A 17,272-nucleotide genomic window follows, 5' to 3' on the forward strand; every position below is an offset into this window, starting at 1 on the left:
CGGTCAGTGTCGAGACCGCGGCGGAGCGGCCCGCCTCCTCCGCTGCCAGCAGCCCGTCGTTCACCGCCTCCATGACCGCGAACAGCATCTGCTCGTGGACGTACGCCAGCGCCGGCGCGGGCAGCGGCGAGACGAAGACACCCTCGTCGAGACCGCGCTGAAGCAGCTCGGCACTGGCCGAGCGCACCGGCGCGAGCCGCTCCCGGATGCCCTGCACGGTGACACTGCGCTGGGCCAGTGCGACCAGGACGCGGTAGCGGTCGGCGACCTCCCAGACCGCCAGCACGGAGCCCGCCACGGCCTGCGCGAGGTCGTCGGCGCCCTCGCGCCCCGCCGCTTGCGCGGCCGCCACCGCCTCCACGGCACCGTCGACGAGCGTGCCGATCAGCGCTTCCCGGCTCGGGAAGTGGCCGTACACCGTCCGTCGTACGACTCCCGCGGCGCGCGCGATCCGGTCCATGGACGCGTCGGGGTCGCGCAGCAGTTCGGTGAGTGCGACATCGAGGATGCGGCGGCGGTTGGCGTCGGCGCGACTGGAGTGGCCCGTGGTCATGGCTGTCATTGTGCCCTCACCCCACCGACTTGCACAGTGCTGTGCATCGAGTGTGCATTGTGCACTGTTGAGCAAGTGCACAACCATGTGCAAGGGGAACTCGTCGACGCCCGCCGACTCACCGAATTCTTACCCCGCGCCACTAGCGTGCCGTCCCCGGACGGCACGCTCTCGGTTTCGGAGGCACACGGGGGATGAAGATCGACTGGGACCGGCGGACCTGCGCCCGCCGCGGACATGTGACGTACGCGCCGGACGAGCCCCGGCTGCGGGAGCGGCTGTACGCCGAGACCGCGCTCGGGGCGGCCTGGCGGTGTCTGCGCTGCGGTGACTTCGCCCTCGGTGACCCGCACGGCTCGGGGCCCGCGGACCACGCGCCCCTCGTGCCGCGCGGCAAGGTGCTCCGGGATCTGTTCGTGCTGCGCTTCCTCGCCTTCGAGCGGGCGGTGCGCGGGGTGTTCATCGTGCTGGTCGCGGTGGCGGTGTGGAAGTTCAGCAACAGCCAGGACGCGGTGCGCCGGCTCTTCGACGAGTACCTCGACGTCTTTCGCCCAGTGTTCCGGCACTTCCACTACGACCTCGACCACTCACCGATCGTGGGCACGCTCCAGAAGACCTTCGGCTATCACCACGACACGCTCGTCCTGGTGGCGGTGCTGCTGCTGGCGTACGCCCTGATCGAACTCGTCGAGGCGGTCGGCCTCTGGTACGCCAAGCGCTGGGCGGAGTACCTGACGGTGGTCGCGACGGCCGCGTTCCTCCCGCTGGAGATCTACGAACTCACCGAGCACATCAGCTGGTTGAAGATCGCCACCCTGGTCCTCAACATCCTCGCGGTCCTCTACATCCTCCTGACCAAGCGCCTCTTCGGCCTGCGCGGCGGCCACCGGGCCTTCGAGGCGGAACGGCAGAGCGCGTCCTTGCTGGAGGTCGAGGAGGCCGCGAAGTCGGTCGCCGTCTAGGAGGACTCGGCCCACGGGTCGGTGATCTCGCGCAGCAGGGTCAGCGCCTCGCGGAGTTGTCTCATGCGGCGGCTGCCCAGATGTTCCTCCCACTCCTTCTCCACCTCGGCGACCACCCCGTCGGCGACTTCCTTCGCCGAGATCGCCTTCTCCGCCAGGCACACGAGCCGGGCCCGCTTGTCGGTCGGGTCCGGGACGCGGGTGACGTAGCCCGTCTTCTCCAGCTGGTCGACCAGGAAGCCCGCGGTCTGCTTGGTGACCTGGGCCTGCTCGGCGAGTTCGGTGAGCCGGGTGCCGTTCGGCCCGATGCGTTGCAGGACCCGGGCCTGGGCGGGCGTGAAGTCGTCGAAGCCGGCCTCCGCGAGCGCGGCGAAGACCCGGTTCTCCAGGGCCCGGTACGGGAGGAACAGGAGCACGCCCGTGTTGGGCTCGCTGTCCGCCGCCATCGTCGACGCTCCTCGCACTGCTTGACATTGGTCAGAGTCTCTTACTACTTTGGTCAGAGAAGCTTACCACTTGAGTGGGTGATTCCCGTGGGTGCCGTATCGGACGCAGTGCTGGACACCGACGAGCTCTGGCGGATCGTCGACCAGGAGCGGGGGAGCCTGGCCGACCTGCTGGAGGGCCTGACCCCCGAGGAGTGGGAGGCCCGGACGCGCTGCGGGGACTGGCGGGTGCGGGATGTCGCCGCGCATCTGACGATCGCGGCGCGCTTCTCCCGCGGCCGGGTGGTCCGGGAGATGGTCCGGGCCCGGGGGGACTGGAACCGGATGATCCACGACTCGGCGGTCCGTGAGGCCGAGCTGCCGGTCACCGACATCGTCGCCCACCTCCGCTCGATCATCGGCTCCCGCCGCCTCGCGCCAACCACCTCACCCCACGAACCCCTCCTCGACCTCCTCGTCCACGGGCAGGACATCGCCCTCACGCTGGGCCGGTACCGGGCGATGCCGCCGGTGGCCGCGCGGGACTCCGCCGAGCGGGTGTGGACCATGCGGTTCCCGCCGCGGCCCTGGCCCCTGCCGAAGGCGCGGCTCGTCGCCACGGACGTCGAGTGGGCGCGGGGAGCCGGGGAGGAGCTGCGCGGCCCGATCCCGGCCCTGCTCCTGCTGCTCACGGGCCGGCCCGAGGCGGCGGCCGAGTGGGCTGAACACGCCGGGGAGTCGTGGACGGGGGTCGCGACTCCCCGGTGACGCGGCGCTGTGACGCGGTGCTCTGCCCGACGGGTTCCGGAGCGCCGCGCACTGCCTGTCGGCAGCCTCCGCCTCTCGGCAGCCTCCGCCTTTCGGCAGCTGCCCGCCGCGGCTTATGCCGGTCGACGGCTGCGGGTTCCTCGTGGCCGGTCGCGTCCGCCCGGCGGCAGCCGCAGATCAACACAGCCCCGCGCGACCGAGTCGGCGGCGGCGCGCCCGTGCCGCTCAAGGCGCGCCCGTACCGGTGGACGCACCCCCTTTATCATCCGCCGCCCCCTTCCATACCCTTCACCGTCACTTGACCCAAATCCTTTGACCCACGGCCCGCGCGGCCCCCACGCTGGAGTTCTCGGCGTGCAGGGTCGGACGGGCGTACGGAGGCGGGTATGGGGGAGTCGGTGGTGCGGGTGGCGGGGGAGCCCGCTTCGATGGAGCGGGTCAGCGAGTTGTTCCATGACTTCCTGGCTGCCGTCGCCCGGCCCAGGGACCAGGCGCGGGAAGAGGCCCGGGATCTCAGCAGGCGGCTGCGGGAACACCTCGGCTTCGCGCCCAGTGAACGCCCCGTCGTCAAGGCGGCCTACCCGCCCTTCGACCTCCCCAACGTCCACCTCGCCCTGGAACGCTGGTTCGCCGCGGACGCCAAGGCCCGCTCCCACGAACTCGTCGGCCTGCACGGCGCCCGCCACCACGGCGACCTCTCCCTCGGCGACATCCTCGAATCCGCCGACCGCTACGACCGTTTCGTGATCGGCGCGGTGGACTACGCCCAGCTGCCGATCTCCCCCGACGAGGAACTCCCCTGCGTCTCCTGCGGGTTCTACCTCGGCGCCGAGGACGGGCAGCGGTTCGCGGTGCTGCTGCGCGGCCCCGCCGACGAGTACGGCCGCAACAAGGTCGAGCTCGAAGTCCTCGCGGAGAGCAAGGAGTTCGGCGACCGGCTGCTCGCCGACATCGACCGGCTCGTGCGCGAGCACAACATCTTCCGCGGCCAGGTCCTCTCCTTCGAGGGCGCGGAATTCGGCGCGGGCCTCGGACCGTTCCGCTTCCACCGCCGCCCCGAACTCGCCCGCGAGGACATCGTCCTGCCGGACGGACTCCTGGAGCGGGTGGAGCGCCAGGTCGTCGGCGTGGCCCGGCGCCGCGAACAGCTCCGCGCGGCCGGCCAGCACCTGCGCCGCGGCCTGCTCCTCTACGGCCCTCCCGGCACCGGCAAGACCCACACGATCCGCTATCTCCTCTCCCACCTCCCGCAGTTCACCGTGGTGATCCTGTCCGGCACGAGCATCGACGCCATCGGCCCCGCCTGCTCGCTCGCCCGGATGCTCCAGCCCGCCCTCGTGGTCCTGGAGGACTGCGACCTGATCGCCGAGGCCCGCGACTACGGCGGCGGCGAACAGCCCCTGCTCTTCCAGGTGCTGAACGAGATGGACGGCCTCGGCGACGACGCCGACGTGGCCTTCCTCCTCACCACCAACCGCGCCGACCTCCTCGAACCCGCCCTGGTGCAGCGCCCGGGCCGCGTCGACCTCGCCGTCGAGATCCCGCTGCCGGACGCCGAGGGCCGCGCCCGCCTCCTCGACCTGTACGGCTCCGCGCTCGACCTCGACGAGGCGGTCGCCGAGGAGGTCGTGGCCCGCACCCAGGGCACGACGGCCTCCTTCACCAGGGAGCTGGTCCGCCGGGCCGTACTGATCGCCGCCGAGCGCGAGGCGGCCCGCACCGAGGCCGCCGACCTGCGCGAGGCCCTCGACGAACTCCTCTCCGACCGGGACCGGCTGACCCGGCGGCTGCTCGGCGTGCGCGGCGGCGAGGACCTGGAGGACGAGGACTGGATGACGGACGAGGAGGAGGACGAGGGCGGACCGCACTTCTACGGCGGTGTGCACCCGGGCCCCGCCCCCGGCCGCTGGGCCCCCGGCACGCCCCCGGGCCGCCACGGCCCGCCGCGCTGACACCCCCCGTGGCTCAGACGTCCTTCCCGAGCGTCTCGGCCACGGCCCCCGGCAGCCACCGCCGTACGTCACCGAAGGCGAACCCGAGCCGGGCGCCACGGGAGTTGTCCATGCCGTAGGCGCGGGCGAAGGAGAACGGCGAGACCTCGCCGACCTCGACCTCCTGGAGGACCGTCCGGCCCCCGGGGACGTGGGCGGCCACCGCCTCGCACAACTCCTCGGTGCTCAGCAGCCCGTGGGAGGCCGCGTTCACCGGCCCGGTGAAGTCCTCGCCCACCGCCCAGGCCAGGAAGTCGGCGATCTCCTCGACATGGATGTAGGTGGCGGGCTGGTTGTCGACGGGCACGGCGACGGGCTCGCCGGTGCGGATACGGTCGGCGTAGTGGGTGAGCCGCCCGGTGAAGTCGTCGTCGCCGCCCAGGACGTGGGCCACGCGGACGGTCGTAAAGGGAAATGCGGGGTCTGCCGAGAACACGGATTCGGCCTGTCGCTTTCCCTCGCCGTAATGCGACTGAAGGAAATCGGGGTCGTGCCAGGGAAGGCCGAGATCCACCGGCACGGCCGTCGGGTCAACGGCGTCCTCCCGCACGAGGGCGATGGAGTCCTCGTACTCGTACACCTCCACCGTCGAGGTCATCACATAGCGGCGGGTGCGTCCGGCGAAGACCCGGCGGGCGATGGCCGCCTGGCGCGGGGTGTAGCAGACCTGGTCGACGACCACGTCGAAGGTGCGGGAACCGAGGGCCTTGTTCAGCGCGCTCTCGTCGTCGCGGTCGGCGACCAGATGGACCGCCCCCGGAGGGGGCGCGGCGGAACCCCGGTTGAGGACCGTGACCCGGTCGCCCGCGGCCAGCAGCCGTGCGATCAGCCGTTTGCCGAAATACCGGCTGCCGCCGATGACCAAGACCTCGCGTGCGGTTTCCATGACCATAATTCTCCCGGCACACCACCACGTACTGAAGGGGGAACCATGGGAGTTCAGGCGGCAGCACCAAAAGAACCGCGGCAGCTGCGCCCCGCCGCCGTCGAAACCTCAGTGGGCTTCGACGCGGTGGACCGGCAGATCCTGGAGCTCCTCCAGACGGACGGCCGGATCAAGTTCAGCGAGCTGGGCCGCCGGGTGCGGCTGAGCCCGGCGGCGGTCACCGAGCGGGTGCGGCGGCTGGAGGCGGCGGGCGTGATCAGCGGTTACGGCGCCCAGGTCGTGCCGGGCCGGCTCGGCTACGGCATCCAGGCGTTCATCCGGGTCAGCCCGCACGGCGGCCACACCCTGAAGCACCCGAGGACCCTGGAGCTGATGGAGCGGCCGGAGATCACCGAGGTGCACCACGTCGTCGGCGAGGACTGCTGGATCCTCAAGGTCGCCGTCCGCGACACCGTCCACCTGGAGGAGGTCCTGGAGGCGGTCTCCGCGCTCGGCCGCACCACGACGTCGATCGTGCTGACCTCACCGGTGGAACGCAAACCGCTCTTGCCTTGACGTCGGCGTCAAGGACTACGTTCGTAGGCATGCGAATCGGCGAGCTGGCCGCACGGGCCGGGACCACCACGCGGACGCTGCGGTACTACGAGGCGCGGGGCCTGCTGCCCGGGCGGCGGGGTGAGAACGGCTACCGCACCTACGACGAGGCGGACCTCAAGCTGCTCCGGCAGATCAGGACCCTCCAGGACTTCGGGTTCGACCTGGAGGAGACCCGACCGTTCCTGGAGTGTCTGCGGGCCGGGCACGAGGAGGGCGACACCTGTCCCGCGTCGATCGACGTCTACCGGCGCAAGCTGGACGAACTCGACTCCCTGATCGGGGAGTTGCAGGCGGTGCGGGCGAAGATCGGGGTACGGCTGGCCATGCTCGACGGTACGGATCCGATGTGCGAACTGGGAGGGCGGGAACAGTGATCAAGGCAGCCGGGGTGGCCGAGGTGACGGACGCGGACTTCGAGACGGAGGTGATCGGCTCGCGGCTGCCGGTACTGGTGGAGTTCACCGCCGACTGGTGCCCGCCGTGCCGGCAGATGGGACCGGTGCTCACGGCTCTCGCCGCGGAGGAGAGCGAGCGGTTCAGGGTGGTCCAACTGGACGTCGACACCAATCCGCTGACCACCCATGCCTACGAGGTGCTGTCCATGCCGACGTTCATGCTGTTCCGGGACGGGGAGCCGGTGCGGTCGATGGTGGGGGCGAGGCCCAAGCGGCGGCTCCTGGAGGAGCTCGCGGACGCGCTGTGACCTGAGGCAATTCGAAGAAATCCCCCGAGCAATTGTGCTCGGGGGATTTTTTTGGGTATATTCAATGATTCGCGACTTCAGGGCAATTGAGGTCGCAAAGAAGCTCAGTGAGCAGAGTATATCCGGGCGGGAGTGGAATTGTCAAACACCGGTTTGCCAGACCATGAAATCAAGCGCGAACAGGAATTCATCGACCGCCTGTACGCGCGCGTGGACGCCCTGCGCGGCGACACCGAGACATCGGTCACCGACGCGCTCGCCCAGGGCAACACCCCGATGCAGGCCCGCCTCGAACGGGACATCCTGGTCGCCGAGCGCTCCGGGCTGCTGGCCGCCCTGAACGCGGTCGACGGCTCACTCTGCTTCGGCCGGATCGACCTCACCTCGGGCGTCACCCACCACATCGGCCGGATCGGCCTGCGCACCGACGACGCCGAGCGCACCCCGATCCTCATCGACTGGCGGGCCGAGGTCGCCCGCCCCTTCTACCTGGCCACCGGCCACACCCCGATGGGTCTGCGCCGCCGCCGGCACATCGGCACCGACGGCCGCCGCGTCACCGACCTGCACGACGAGATCCTCGACCTCGGCGACCAGGAACGCACCGGCCACGAGGACCCGACCGGCGACGCCGTCCTGCTCGCCGCCCTCAACTCCGCGCGCACCGGCCGCATGAGCGACATCGTGCAGACCATCCAGGCCGAGCAGGACGAGATCATCCGCGCCCCGCACCGCGGAGTGCTGGTGGTCGAGGGCGGGCCCGGCACCGGCAAGACGGCGGTCGCCCTGCACCGGGCCGCCTATCTCCTGTACGAACACCGGGAGTTGCTCGCCAAGCGGGCCGTGCTGATCATCGGCCCCAACCCCGCCTTCCTCGGCTACATCGGCGAGGTGCTGCCCTCCCTCGGCGAGACCGGCGTACTGCTCGCCACGATCGGCGAGCTCTTCCCCGGTGTGAAGGCGACCGCCACCGACAGCCGGGCGGCGGCCGCGGTGAAGGGGCGGGCCACCATGGCGGACGTCCTCGCCGACGCCGTACGCGACTGGCAGGCGCTGCCCGACCCGGTGATCGCGATCGAGCACGACCGCGAGATCCTGATGCTCGACGACGGCCTGGTCAAGGTCGCCCGCGAGAAGACCCGGGCCGCCCGGCTGCCGCACAACGTGGCGCGGGAGCACTTCGAGGGGCACATCCTCAACACGCTCACCGAGCTGTACGCCGAGCGGGTCGGCACCGACCCCTACGACGGCAGCAGCCTCCTCGACCCGGCGGACATCACCCAGATCCGCGACGAGATCGCCGAGAACCCCGAAGTCTGGGCCGCCATCGACCAGTTGTGGCCGCGGCTGACCCCGCAGCGGCTGGTCGCGGACTTCCTCGCCGACCCGGTCGGCTACCTCCCTGACGAGGACGCGGCCGCGATCCGCCGCCCGGTGACCCGGGGCTGGACCGTGGCGGACGTACCCCTGCTCGACGAGGCCGCCGAACTCCTCGGCGTGGACGAGCGGGTGGCGCGGGCGCTGGCCGAGCGCGAGCGCGAGACCCAGATCGCGTACGCGCAGGGCGTGCTCGACGTCTCGTACGCCTCGCGGACCTACGAGTTCGAGGACAAGGACGAGGAGGACTCCGAGGTCCTGTCGGCGCACGACATCATCGACGCCGAGCGGTTCGCCGAGCGGCAGGAGGAGGACGACCACCGCAGCGCCGCCGAACGCGCGGCGGCCGACCGCACCTGGGCCTTCGGGCACATCATCGTCGACGAGGCGCAGGAGCTCTCCCCGATGGCCTGGCGGCTGCTCATGCGGCGCAGCCCGACCCGCTCGATGACCCTGGTCGGCGACCCGGCGCAGACCGCGGAGGCGGCGGGCGTGGGTTCCTGGGAGCGCATCCTGGAGCCGTACGTCGAGGACCGCTGGGAGCACACCCGCCTCGGCGTCAACTACCGCACCCCCGCCGAGATCATGGACCTCGCGGCGGCCGTCGTACGCGCCGAGAAACCGGACTTCGAACCCCCGAGTTCGGTCCGTTCCACCGGTGTACGGCCCTGGGTGCGCGCCACCGACGACCTGCCCGGCGCGGTCGCCGAGGCCGTGAAGGAGCTGACCCCCGCCGAGGGACGGCTCGCGGTTATCGCCCCGCGACATCTGCACCGCAGGCTCGCGGCCCGCCTCGACGGGGTGACCGCGGGCGCGGAACCGGACCTGACCCGGACCGTCGTCCTCCTCGACCCGCGCCAGTCGAAGGGCCTCGAATTCGACTCGGTACTGGTGGTCGAACCGGCCCTGTACGGCACGAGCGACCTCTACGTGGCCCTGACCCGGGCGACCCAGCGGCTGGGGGTGCTGCACACGGGCCGCCTGCCGAAGGCACTGGTCACCACCTGAGGACCAGTGCCGAGTCCGACGTCGACCCGGGCGCGGTGGAGGCGCCCCGGTCCGGCGGCGGGGCCGACAGCCGGGCCAGGGGGCTGCCGGCGGCCCTGCGCACGTTGATGTCCGGCGGCCGCTGAAGGCCCGGTGTCCTTCGCGGCCGCCGCCGAACGGGCTTCCCGGCTTCCTACGCCGGCCGCAGCCACACCGTCGCCAGGGGCGGCAGGGTCAGCTGGAGGCTGGCCGGGCGGCCGTGCCAGCCCTGGGGGTCCGGTTTCAGGACGTCGGGGTTGGTGATGTCGCTGCCGCCGTACTTGGCCGTGTCGGTGTTGAGGGATTCGAGCCAGGCCGGGATGTCGTCGGGGGCGCCGAGGCGGTAGCCGGGGCGGACCACCGGGGCGAGGTTGGAGACCGCGAGGAGCGGGGTGCCCTCCGCGTCGTGACGGAGGAAGGCGAAGACGTTGTCCTCCGCCGCGTCGCCCACGATCCACTCGAAGCCCGACGGGTCCGTGTCGCGCTCCCACAGGGCCGGGGTGTGCCGGTACACGGTGTTCAGGTCGCGGACCAGGTCGCGGACGCCCCGGTGGTCGGCCTCCGCCCCGTACGCCGGGTCGAGCAGCCACCAGTCCGGGCCGTGCGCCTCGGACCACTCCGCGCCCTGCGCGAACTCCTGGCCCATGAAGAGGAGTTGCTTGCCGGGGTGGGCCCACATGAAGGCCAGGTAGGCGCGCAGGTTGGCGCGCTGCTGCCACCAGTCGCCCGGCATCTTCGACACCAACGAGCGCTTGCCGTGCACCACTTCGTCGTGCGAGATCGGCAGCACGTAGTTCTCGCTGTACGCGTACACCATCGAGAACGTCATCTCGTGGTGGTGGTACTTGCGGTGCACCGGCTCATGGGCCATGTAGTCCAGCGAGTCGTGCATCCAGCCCATGTTCCACTTCAGGCCGAAGCCCAGGCCCCCGAAACCGCCGGGCCCCATGTGGTGCGTAGCGCGCGTCACGCCGTCCCAGGCCGTGGACTCCTCGGCGATGGTGACGACTCCTGGCACCCGCCGGTACACCGTCGCGTTCATCTCCTGGAGGAAGTCCACCGCGTCCAGGTTCTCCCGGCCGCCGTGCACGTTCGGCACCCACTGGCCCGGCTCGCGGGAGTAGTCGAGGTAGAGCATGGAGGCGACCGCGTCGACCCTGAGGCCGTCGATGTGGAACTCCTCGCACCAGTAGATGGCGTTCGCCACCAGGAAGTTGCGGACCTCCCGGCGGCCGTAGTCGAACTCCAGCGTCCCCCAGTCGGGGTGCGCGGCCCGCAGCGGGTCCTCGTGCTCGTACAGGGTGCGGCCGTCGAACTCGGCCAGGGCCCAGTCGTCGCGCGGGAAGTGCGCGGGCACCCAGTCCATCAGTACGCCGATGCCGGCCTGGTGGAGCGCGTCGACGAGGTACTTGAAGTCGTCGGGGGTGCCGAGGCGGGCGGTCGGTGCGTAGAAGCCGGTGACCTGGTAGCCCCAGGAGCCGCCGAAGGGGTGCTCGGCGACCGGCATCAGCTCGACGTGGGTGAAGCCCAGGTCCTTGACGTAGGCGGGGAGCTGCTCGGCGAGTTGACGGTACGTCAGTCCGGGCCGCCAGGAAGGGAGATGGATCTCGTAGACGGAGAAGGGGGCTTCGTGGGCGGGGGCACCCTCGGCGCGCCGGGCCAGCCACTCCCCGTCCTGCCACTCGTGGTGCGAGGCGTGGATGATCGAGGAGGTGTTGGGCGGGACCTCGGTGCGGCGGGCCAGCGGGTCCGCGCGCAGGGTCTTCGAGCCGTCGGGACGGGTGATCTCGAACTTGTACAGCTCGCCCTCGCCGACGCCGGGCACGAACAGCTCCCAGACACCGGTGGAGCCGAGCGAGCGCATCGCGAACGCCGAGGGGTCCCAGAAGTTGAAGGTGCCGGCCACGCGTACGCCGCGCGCGTTCGGCGCCCACACCGTGAAGCGGGTGCCGGGGACGCCCTGGTGGGTCATCGGCTGCGCGCCGAGCGCCGTCCACAGCTGCTCGTGCCGGCCCTCGCCGATCAGATGCAGGTCGAGATCGCCGAGCGCGGGCAGGAAGGCGTACGCGTCCGCGGTCTCCTGGACCGCCCCCTCGTACGTCACGAGCAGCCGGTAGTCCGGGACCTCCGTCAGCGGCAGCGCCCCGGAGAAGAACCCGTCACCGTCGTCGTGCAGCTCACCCCGCACGTCCCCGGCGACGACGCTCACGCCCAGCGCGTACGGCCGGAACACCCGGAACGCCACCCCACCGGGCACCGGATGCGCCCCCAGCACCGAGTGCGGATCATGATGACTCCCGGAGAGCAACCGCTCCCGATCGCCGTGGTCCAGCGCGGAGACCTGCGGCGGCGGAACGGGAGCGGGGGCGGGTACGTCAGGGGCTTGAGCGGCGGCAACAGGCTGTGCTGCGGCGGGCGTCTCGGGCGCCGGGGCGGAGACGGCGGCGTCACCCGTCCCGGGGGAGCCTCCCGCGGCAGCGAGGGGCCGCGCTGCCTCCGGCGGCGAGGCGGGGGTGGGGGCGGCCGGTTCGGCGGCGGCGGGGCCGGCGGTGACCGGTTCGGGGGCGGCTCCCGTGGCGGCGGCCGGCTCGGTGGTGGCTCGCGGGGAGGTGACGGATTCGGTGGCGGCTGCCGCGGCGGTGACCGGTTCGGTGGTGGCTCGCGGGGAGGTGACTGGTTCGGTGGTGTGTCCCACAGTGGGCGTCTCCGGGGGAGGGGCGGAGACAGCGGCGGCCGGTTCGGCGGCGGCGGGGCTGGTGGTGACCGGTTCGGTGGTGGCGGGGCTGGCGGTGACCGGTTCAGTGGTGGGTCCCGCGGCGGCGACCGGCTGTGCCGAGGGCTTCGTACCGGTCGTCTTCCGTGCCGCGAGCTTCTTGGCGGCCACCTTCTTCGCTGCGGTCTTCTTCGCCGTGACCTTCTTCGCGGCTGCCTTCTCTACGGCCGCCTTCTTGGCCGGTGCCTTCTCGGCGACCGTCTTTTCGGCGCCGGTCTTCTTCGCGGTGGCCTTCTTCGCGGCGGGCTTCTCCACCGGCGCCTCCTTGGCCAGCGCCTTCTTGGTGACGGCCCTTTCCGCACCTGCCTTCTTCGCGACGGGCTTCTCGGCGACGGCCTTCTCGGCGACGGCCTTTTTGGCGACCGCCTTCTTTACGACCGCCTTCTCGGCAGGGGCCTTTTTGGCGGCGGGCCGACGACCGGCGGGCTTCTCGGCGCCGGCCTTCTTCGCGACGGCCTTCTCGGCGACCGCCTTCTTGGCAGGGGCCTTCTTGGCGGCGCCGGCCTTCTTCGCGCCGACCTTCTTCGCCACGGCCTTCACCGCGTCGGCCGTCTCCGTGACCGCCTTCTCCGCAGCGGCCTTCACCGCACCAGTCTTGTCGGCACCGGATTTCCCCGCACCCGTCTTGTCGGCACCGGCCTTCCCCGCCCCTGACTTCCCCGCACCGGGGTTCTCCGCCCCGGTCTTCCCCGCACCGGGGTTCCCCGCCCCGGACTTCCCCACAGGCGGCGTCTTCGCTGAGGCCTTCTTGGTCACTGTCTTCTCCGCGGCCTTCTTCTTCGCAGTGTTCTTCGGTTCCGAACCGCTGGGGGTGGGCGGAGTCACAGGAGGAGCCTCCTCGGCGGGAGTCGGGTCGGTCAGATCAGGTCGGACGTCGCGTACCGCGCCACCGCGGCCATCGGCACCTGGAGCCAGTCCGGCCGGTGCCGGGCCTCGTAGACGACCTCGTAGATCGCCTTGTCGGTCTCGTACGCCCGCAACAGCACCGGATCGGTCCGTGGGTCCACCCCGCTGACCTCGGCGTATCCGGAACAGTACGCCGCCCGGCAGGCCTCGGCCCAGCCCGGCACCGGCAGGTCGGTCGAGTGGGCCGCGTAGTCGAAGGAGCGCAGCATCCCGGCGATGTCCCGGGCCGTCGGCTGCGGCAGCCGGCGTTCGGAGAGCGGCTTGGACGGCTCGCCCTCGAAGTCGATCAGCGACCAGTGCCCGGAGGCCGAGCGCAGACACTGCCCCAGGTGCAGGTCACCGTGGATGCGCTGCGCGGTCCAGGTGGTGCCCTCGGCGGCCAGATCCCCCAGCGCGGTGAACGCCGAGCGCAGACCGGACGCGTACGGCCGCAGCGCGGGAACCGCCTGCACGGCCGCCTCCAGCCGCTCGATCATGCCGTCGACCAGCAGCTGCATCTGCTGGTGGCCGAGCGTCACCGTCGGCAGGGCCCGGGCGAGCGCGGTGTGCACCTCGGCGGTGGCCCGCCCGAGGGCATGCGCCTCCGCGCTGAAGTCCTCTCCCTTGGCCAGCTCCCGCAGGGCCAGCTCCCAGCCGTCCGACGCGCCCTGCACAAAGGGCTGGAGCACTCCCAGGGTGTACGGCTCACCCGCGAGCTCCGCCCGCAGCCACCCCGTCGGCGCGGGCACCCGGGGGCAGCCCTCCCGGGCCAGCGCCAGCGGGAGCTCCAGGTCGGGGTTGACGCCGGGCACGATCCGGCGCAGCAGCTTCAGAATGAACGTATCTCCGAAGACGATCGACGAGTTGGACTGCTCGGCGGTCATCACCCGGGCCACCAGACCGTCCCGGATCTCCTGGTGCGGGTCCCGCTCGAAACGCAGCCCGCCGATCCGGGCTCCGGTGCGGATCGCCTCCAGGAGCAGTTCGGCGGGCAGCGGGTCGTGGAGGGCGTCGTACGCGGTACGGCCGCTGAGCGGGCCCTCCTCGACATGGCCGATCAGCGCGGGCGCCAGCCGGGGCGGCAGCGCCTCGCGCACGCCTATGAGGAGCTGGTAGCAGTCCCCGGGGTGCGACGGGGCGCCCACGGTCGACGGCTGGTGGGCGCGGACCAGCAGGTGGTACAGGCCGAGCTTGGCCGTGGGCGGCAGCAGTTCGGTGGCCGCCACCAGCGAGAACCCGGTGACCGGGCGTCCCTTGCCCGCGAACCAGCGCTGCCGCGGCAGCCACTCGCGCAGCAGTGGGTCGAGGGAGGCGAGGAGGCCGGGGCTTGTCGTGGCGGTGACGGCTTCCGACATGGTGGGGGCGTCCTTTCCCCGGGCTGGCTGGTCGGGGTGTTACTGATGCGTGCCCCGGGCGGGCCGGTGGAAACCGCCCCGCCCGGAGCCCGGTCGGCTAGGCCGCGTCCTTGCGCAGCCGGAACCAGTAGAAGCCGTGCCCGCCCAGGGTCAGCAAGTACGGCAGCTCACCGATGGCCGGGAACCGCACCCCGCCGAACAGCTCCACCGGGTGCCGGCCGTTGAAGGTGCTCAGGTCCAGTTCCGTCGGCTGCGCGAACCGGGAGAAGTTGTGCACGCACAGGACCAGGTCGTCCTCGTACTCCCTCAGGAACGCGATCACCGCCGGGTTCGACGACTGGAGCTCGGTGTAGGAGCCGAGGCCGAACGCCGGGTTCTGCTTGCGGATCTCGATCATGCGACGGGTCCAGTGCAGCAGCGACGAGGGCGACGACATCGACGCCTCGACGTTGGTGACCTGGTATCCGTAGACCGGGTCCATGATGGTCGGCAGGTACAGCCGCCCGGGGTCACTGGACGAAAAACCCGCGTTACGGTCCGGTGTCCACTGCATGGGCGTGCGGACGGCGTCGCGGTCGCCGAGCCAGATGTTGTCGCCCATGCCGATCTCGTCGCCGTAGTAGAGGATCGGCGAGCCGGGCAGGGACAGCAGGAGAGCGGTGAAGAGCTCGATCTGGTTGCGGTCGTTGTCGAGCAGGGGGGCCAGACGCCGCCTGATGCCGATGTTGGCGCGCATCCGCGGGTCCTTGGCGTACTCGGCCCACATGTAGTCGCGTTCCTCGTCGGTGACCATTTCGAGGGTCAGCTCGTCGTGGTTGCGCAGGAAGATGCCCCACTGGCAGCCGGACGGGATCGCGGGGGTCTTGGCGAGGATCTCGGAGACCGGGTAGCGGGACTCGCGGCGCACCGCCATGAAGATGCGGGGCATGACCGGGAAGTGGAAGGCCATGTGGCACTCGTCGCCGCCGGACTCGTAGTCGCCGAAGTAGTCGACGACGTCCTCAGGCCACTGGTTCGCCTCCGCCAGGATCACCGTGTCCGGGTAGGACGCGTCGATCTCCTTGCGGACCCGCTTGAGGAACTCATGGGTTGCCGGAAGGTTTTCGCAGTTGGTGCCTTCCTGCTGGTACAGGTATGGCACGGCGTCGAGCCGGAAGCCGTCGATGCCCAGGTCCAGCCAGAACCGCAGCGCGGAGATCATCTCCTCCTGCACGGCCGGGTTCTCGTAGTTGAGGTCCGGCTGGTGGGAGAAGAAGCGGTGCCAGAAGTACTGCTTGCGGACCGGGTCGAAGGTCCAGTTGGAGGCCTCGGTGTCGACGAAGATGATCCGGGCGTCCTGGAACTGCTTGTCGTCGTCCGCCCACACGTAGTAGTCGCCGTAGGGGCCGTCGGGGTTGGCGCGGGACTCCTGGAACCACGGGTGCTGGTCGCTGGTGTGGTTCATGACGAAGTCGATGATGACGCGCATGCCGCGCTGGTGGGCGGCGTCGACGAACTCCACGAAGTCGGCGAGGTCACCGAACTCCGGCAGGACGGCGGTGTAGTCGGAGACGTCGTAACCGCCGTCCCGGAGCGGTGACTTGAAGAACGGCGGCAGCCACAGGCAGTCGACGCCCAGCCATTGCAGGTAGTCCAGTTTGGCGGTCAGGCCCTTGAGGTCGCCGACACCGTCGCCGTTGCTGTCCTGGAAGGAACGGACCAGCACCTCGTAGAAGACGGCCCGCTTGAACCAGTCGGGGTCGCGGTCCTTGGCGGGGGTGTCCTCGAAGGTGTCGTGGACGGGCTCGTTGACGATCATGTTGTGGGTGACCCTCCGATCTGCGGGGTGGACGGTCGCAGGACGGTCAGGATGTGCGCGGGGCGAGTGCCCGGTTCGAGACGCACGTAGTTCGCCCTGCCCCAGTGATAGGTCTCACCGGTGAGCTCGTCGCGCACCGGCACCGACTCGTGCCATTCCAGGCCGAGTTGTGGCATGTCCAACGAGACCGTGGCCTCCTGGGTGTGGTGCGGGTCGAGGTTCACGACCACCAGAACCGTGTTCGAGCCGCTCCGCTTCGAGTACGCGATCACCTCGTCCTTGTCCGCGTGGTGGAAGTGGAGGTCGCGCAGCTGCCGTAGGGCCGGACTGTCCCGCCGGATGGTGTTGAGCCGGGTGATCAGGGGGGCGAGGCTGTCGGGGGTGTCCCAGTCGCGGGCCTTGAGTTGGTACTTCTCCGAGTCGAGGTATTCCTCGCTGCCCTCGCGCAGCGGGGTGTGCTCGGCCAGCTCGTAGCCGGAGTAGATGCCCCAGGTCGGCGATAGGGTCGCGGCCAGCACCGCGCGCAGCGCGAACGCGGGCCGGCCGCCGTGCTGGAGGAAGGCGTGCAGGATGTCGGGGGTGTTGGCGAAGAAGTTCGGCCGCATGTAGGAGGCCGCCTCACCCGACAGTTCCGTCAGATAGTCGGTGAGCTCTTCCTTGGTGGTGCGCCAGGTGAAGTACGTGTACGACTGCTGGAAGCCGATCTGGGCCAGGGTGTGCATCATCGCCGGGCGGGTGAACGCCTCCGCCAGGAAGATCACGTCCGGGTCGGTGGCGTTGATGTCACCGATCACCCGCTCCCAGAACACGACCGGCTTGGTGTGCGGGTTGTCCACCCGGAAGATCCGCACCCCGTGGTCCATCCAGTGCCGCAAAACCCTCGTGGTTTCCGCGATCAGGCCGTCCATGTCCGCGTCGAAGGCGATGGGGTAGATGTCCTGGTACTTCTTCGGCGGGTTCTCGGCGTAGGCGATGGTGCCGTCGGGGCGGTGGTGGAACCACTCCGGGTGCTTGTGGACCCAGGGGTGGTCCGGGGAGCACTGAAGGGCGAAGTCCAGCGCGATCTCCAGGCCCTGTGCGGCGGCCTGCTGCACGAACCAGTCGAAGTCCTCGATCGTGCCCAGATCCGGGTGCACCGCGTCATGGCCGCCCTCCGGCGAGCCGATCGCCCAG

General features: G+C 70.8%; 13 protein-coding genes and 1 pseudogene. 7 read left to right on the top strand and 7 right to left on the bottom strand.

Annotated features, from left to right (window positions below; translation table 11 throughout):
* Positions 1–562: TetR/AcrR family transcriptional regulator (locus ACFULQ_RS44370; protein ID WP_383556133.1), on the bottom strand; the 562-nt coding region annotated here is incomplete at its 3' end.
* Positions 563–747: 185 nt separating this feature from the next.
* On the opposite strand from ACFULQ_RS44370, the gene ACFULQ_RS44375 reads away from it, so the two are divergent.
* Positions 748–1,515 carry a DUF2127 domain-containing protein gene (locus ACFULQ_RS44375; RefSeq protein WP_383556136.1) on the top strand — a complete coding sequence of 256 codons (768 nt, stop codon included), beginning with the start codon at positions 748–750 and terminating at the stop codon, positions 1,513–1,515.
* Here the strand turns inward: ACFULQ_RS44375 and ACFULQ_RS44380 are convergent.
* Positions 1,512–1,961, bottom strand: a complete 450-nt coding sequence (locus tag ACFULQ_RS44380) for a MarR family winged helix-turn-helix transcriptional regulator (RefSeq protein ID WP_383556138.1) — start codon at positions 1,959–1,961, stop codon at positions 1,512–1,514. The genes ACFULQ_RS44375 and ACFULQ_RS44380 overlap by 4 nt on opposite strands.
* Positions 1,962–2,039: 78 nt before the next feature.
* On the opposite strand from ACFULQ_RS44380, the gene ACFULQ_RS44385 reads away from it, so the two are divergent.
* Both ACFULQ_RS44385 and ACFULQ_RS44390 read left to right on the top strand, forming a co-directional pair.
* Positions 2,040–2,708, top strand: coding sequence for a maleylpyruvate isomerase family mycothiol-dependent enzyme (locus ACFULQ_RS44385; RefSeq protein WP_383556140.1), 669 nt, complete (start codon positions 2,040–2,042; stop codon positions 2,706–2,708).
* 386 nt (positions 2,709–3,094) lie between these two features.
* Complete coding sequence (locus ACFULQ_RS44390; protein ID WP_383556143.1) at positions 3,095–4,660, top strand: AAA family ATPase; 1,566 nt, start codon at positions 3,095–3,097, stop codon at positions 4,658–4,660.
* A gap of 13 nt (positions 4,661–4,673) precedes the next feature.
* Here the strand turns inward: ACFULQ_RS44390 and ACFULQ_RS44395 are convergent, their stop codons facing one another.
* A complete protein-coding gene (locus ACFULQ_RS44395) occupies positions 4,674–5,585 on the bottom strand; it encodes an NAD-dependent epimerase/dehydratase family protein (RefSeq protein WP_383556146.1) in 912 nt (303 codons plus the stop codon).
* A gap of 45 nt (positions 5,586–5,630) precedes the next feature.
* On the opposite strand from ACFULQ_RS44395, the gene ACFULQ_RS44400 reads away from it, so the two are divergent.
* The 4 genes from ACFULQ_RS44400 (at position 5,631) to ACFULQ_RS44415 (ending at position 9,270) form a co-directional block, all read left to right on the top strand.
* Positions 5,631–6,140: an Lrp/AsnC family transcriptional regulator gene (locus ACFULQ_RS44400; RefSeq protein WP_383556148.1), complete on the top strand. Its 510-nt coding sequence runs from the start codon at positions 5,631–5,633 to the stop codon at positions 6,138–6,140.
* Positions 6,141–6,169: 29 nt separating this feature from the next.
* Positions 6,170–6,556: a MerR family transcriptional regulator gene (locus ACFULQ_RS44405; RefSeq protein WP_383556150.1), complete on the top strand. Its 387-nt coding sequence runs from the start codon at positions 6,170–6,172 to the stop codon at positions 6,554–6,556.
* Complete coding sequence (locus ACFULQ_RS44410) at positions 6,553–6,885, top strand: thioredoxin family protein (protein WP_383556152.1); 333 nt, start codon at positions 6,553–6,555, stop codon at positions 6,883–6,885. The genes ACFULQ_RS44405 and ACFULQ_RS44410 overlap by 4 nt, the downstream gene beginning before the upstream one ends.
* Before the next feature lie 168 nt (positions 6,886–7,053).
* On the top strand, positions 7,054–9,270 hold the full coding sequence (locus ACFULQ_RS44415) for a HelD family protein (RefSeq protein ID WP_383556162.1): 2,217 nt from the start codon (positions 7,054–7,056) through the stop codon (positions 9,268–9,270).
* Between the two features lie 172 nt (positions 9,271–9,442).
* Here the strand turns inward: ACFULQ_RS44415 and glgB are convergent, their stop codons facing one another.
* From glgB to ACFULQ_RS44435, 4 genes and pseudogenes are all read right to left on the bottom strand, one after another.
* Positions 9,443–12,886 carry a 1,4-alpha-glucan branching enzyme gene (glgB, locus tag ACFULQ_RS44420; protein WP_383556155.1) on the bottom strand — a complete coding sequence of 1,148 codons (3,444 nt, stop codon included), beginning with the start codon at positions 12,884–12,886 and terminating at the stop codon, positions 9,443–9,445.
* Positions 12,887–12,918: 32 nt separating this feature from the next.
* A complete protein-coding gene (locus ACFULQ_RS44425) occupies positions 12,919–14,301 on the bottom strand; it encodes a maltokinase (RefSeq protein ID WP_383556157.1) in 1,383 nt (460 codons plus the stop codon).
* Positions 14,302–14,398: 97 nt separating this feature from the next.
* On the bottom strand, positions 14,399–16,099 hold the full coding sequence (treS, locus tag ACFULQ_RS44430) for a maltose alpha-D-glucosyltransferase (RefSeq protein WP_383556160.1): 1,701 nt from the start codon (positions 16,097–16,099) through the stop codon (positions 14,399–14,401).
* A pseudogene (locus ACFULQ_RS44435) lies at positions 16,096–17,272 on the bottom strand (alpha-1,4-glucan--maltose-1-phosphate maltosyltransferase); the annotation flags it as partial. The gene treS and the pseudogene ACFULQ_RS44435, both read right to left, overlap by 4 nt.

It is taken from the genome of Streptomyces sp. NPDC057253 (assembly GCF_042669125.1).
Classification (GTDB): Bacteria; Actinomycetota; Actinomycetes; order Streptomycetales; family Streptomycetaceae; genus Streptomyces.

Bases quoted from the DNA above. Each gene is read 5' to 3' on its own strand.
- ACFULQ_RS44400 (WP_383556148.1), top strand. From the start codon at position 5,631: ATGGGAGTTCAGGCGGCAGCACCAAAAGAACCGCGGCAGCTGCGCCCC.
- ACFULQ_RS44395 (WP_383556146.1), bottom strand. From the start codon at position 5,585: ATGGAAACCGCACGCGAGGTCTTGGTCATCGGCGGCAGCCGGTATTTC.
- ACFULQ_RS44425 (WP_383556157.1), bottom strand. From the start codon at position 14,301: ATGTCGGAAGCCGTCACCGCCACGACAAGCCCCGGCCTCCTCGCCTCC.
- ACFULQ_RS44390 (WP_383556143.1), top strand. From the start codon at position 3,095: ATGGGGGAGTCGGTGGTGCGGGTGGCGGGGGAGCCCGCTTCGATGGAG.
- ACFULQ_RS44405 (WP_383556150.1), top strand. From the start codon at position 6,170: ATGCGAATCGGCGAGCTGGCCGCACGGGCCGGGACCACCACGCGGACG.
- treS (WP_383556160.1), bottom strand. From the start codon at position 16,099: ATGATCGTCAACGAGCCCGTCCACGACACCTTCGAGGACACCCCCGCC.
- ACFULQ_RS44380 (WP_383556138.1), bottom strand. From the start codon at position 1,961: ATGGCGGCGGACAGCGAGCCCAACACGGGCGTGCTCCTGTTCCTCCCG.
- ACFULQ_RS44375 (WP_383556136.1), top strand. From the start codon at position 748: ATGAAGATCGACTGGGACCGGCGGACCTGCGCCCGCCGCGGACATGTG.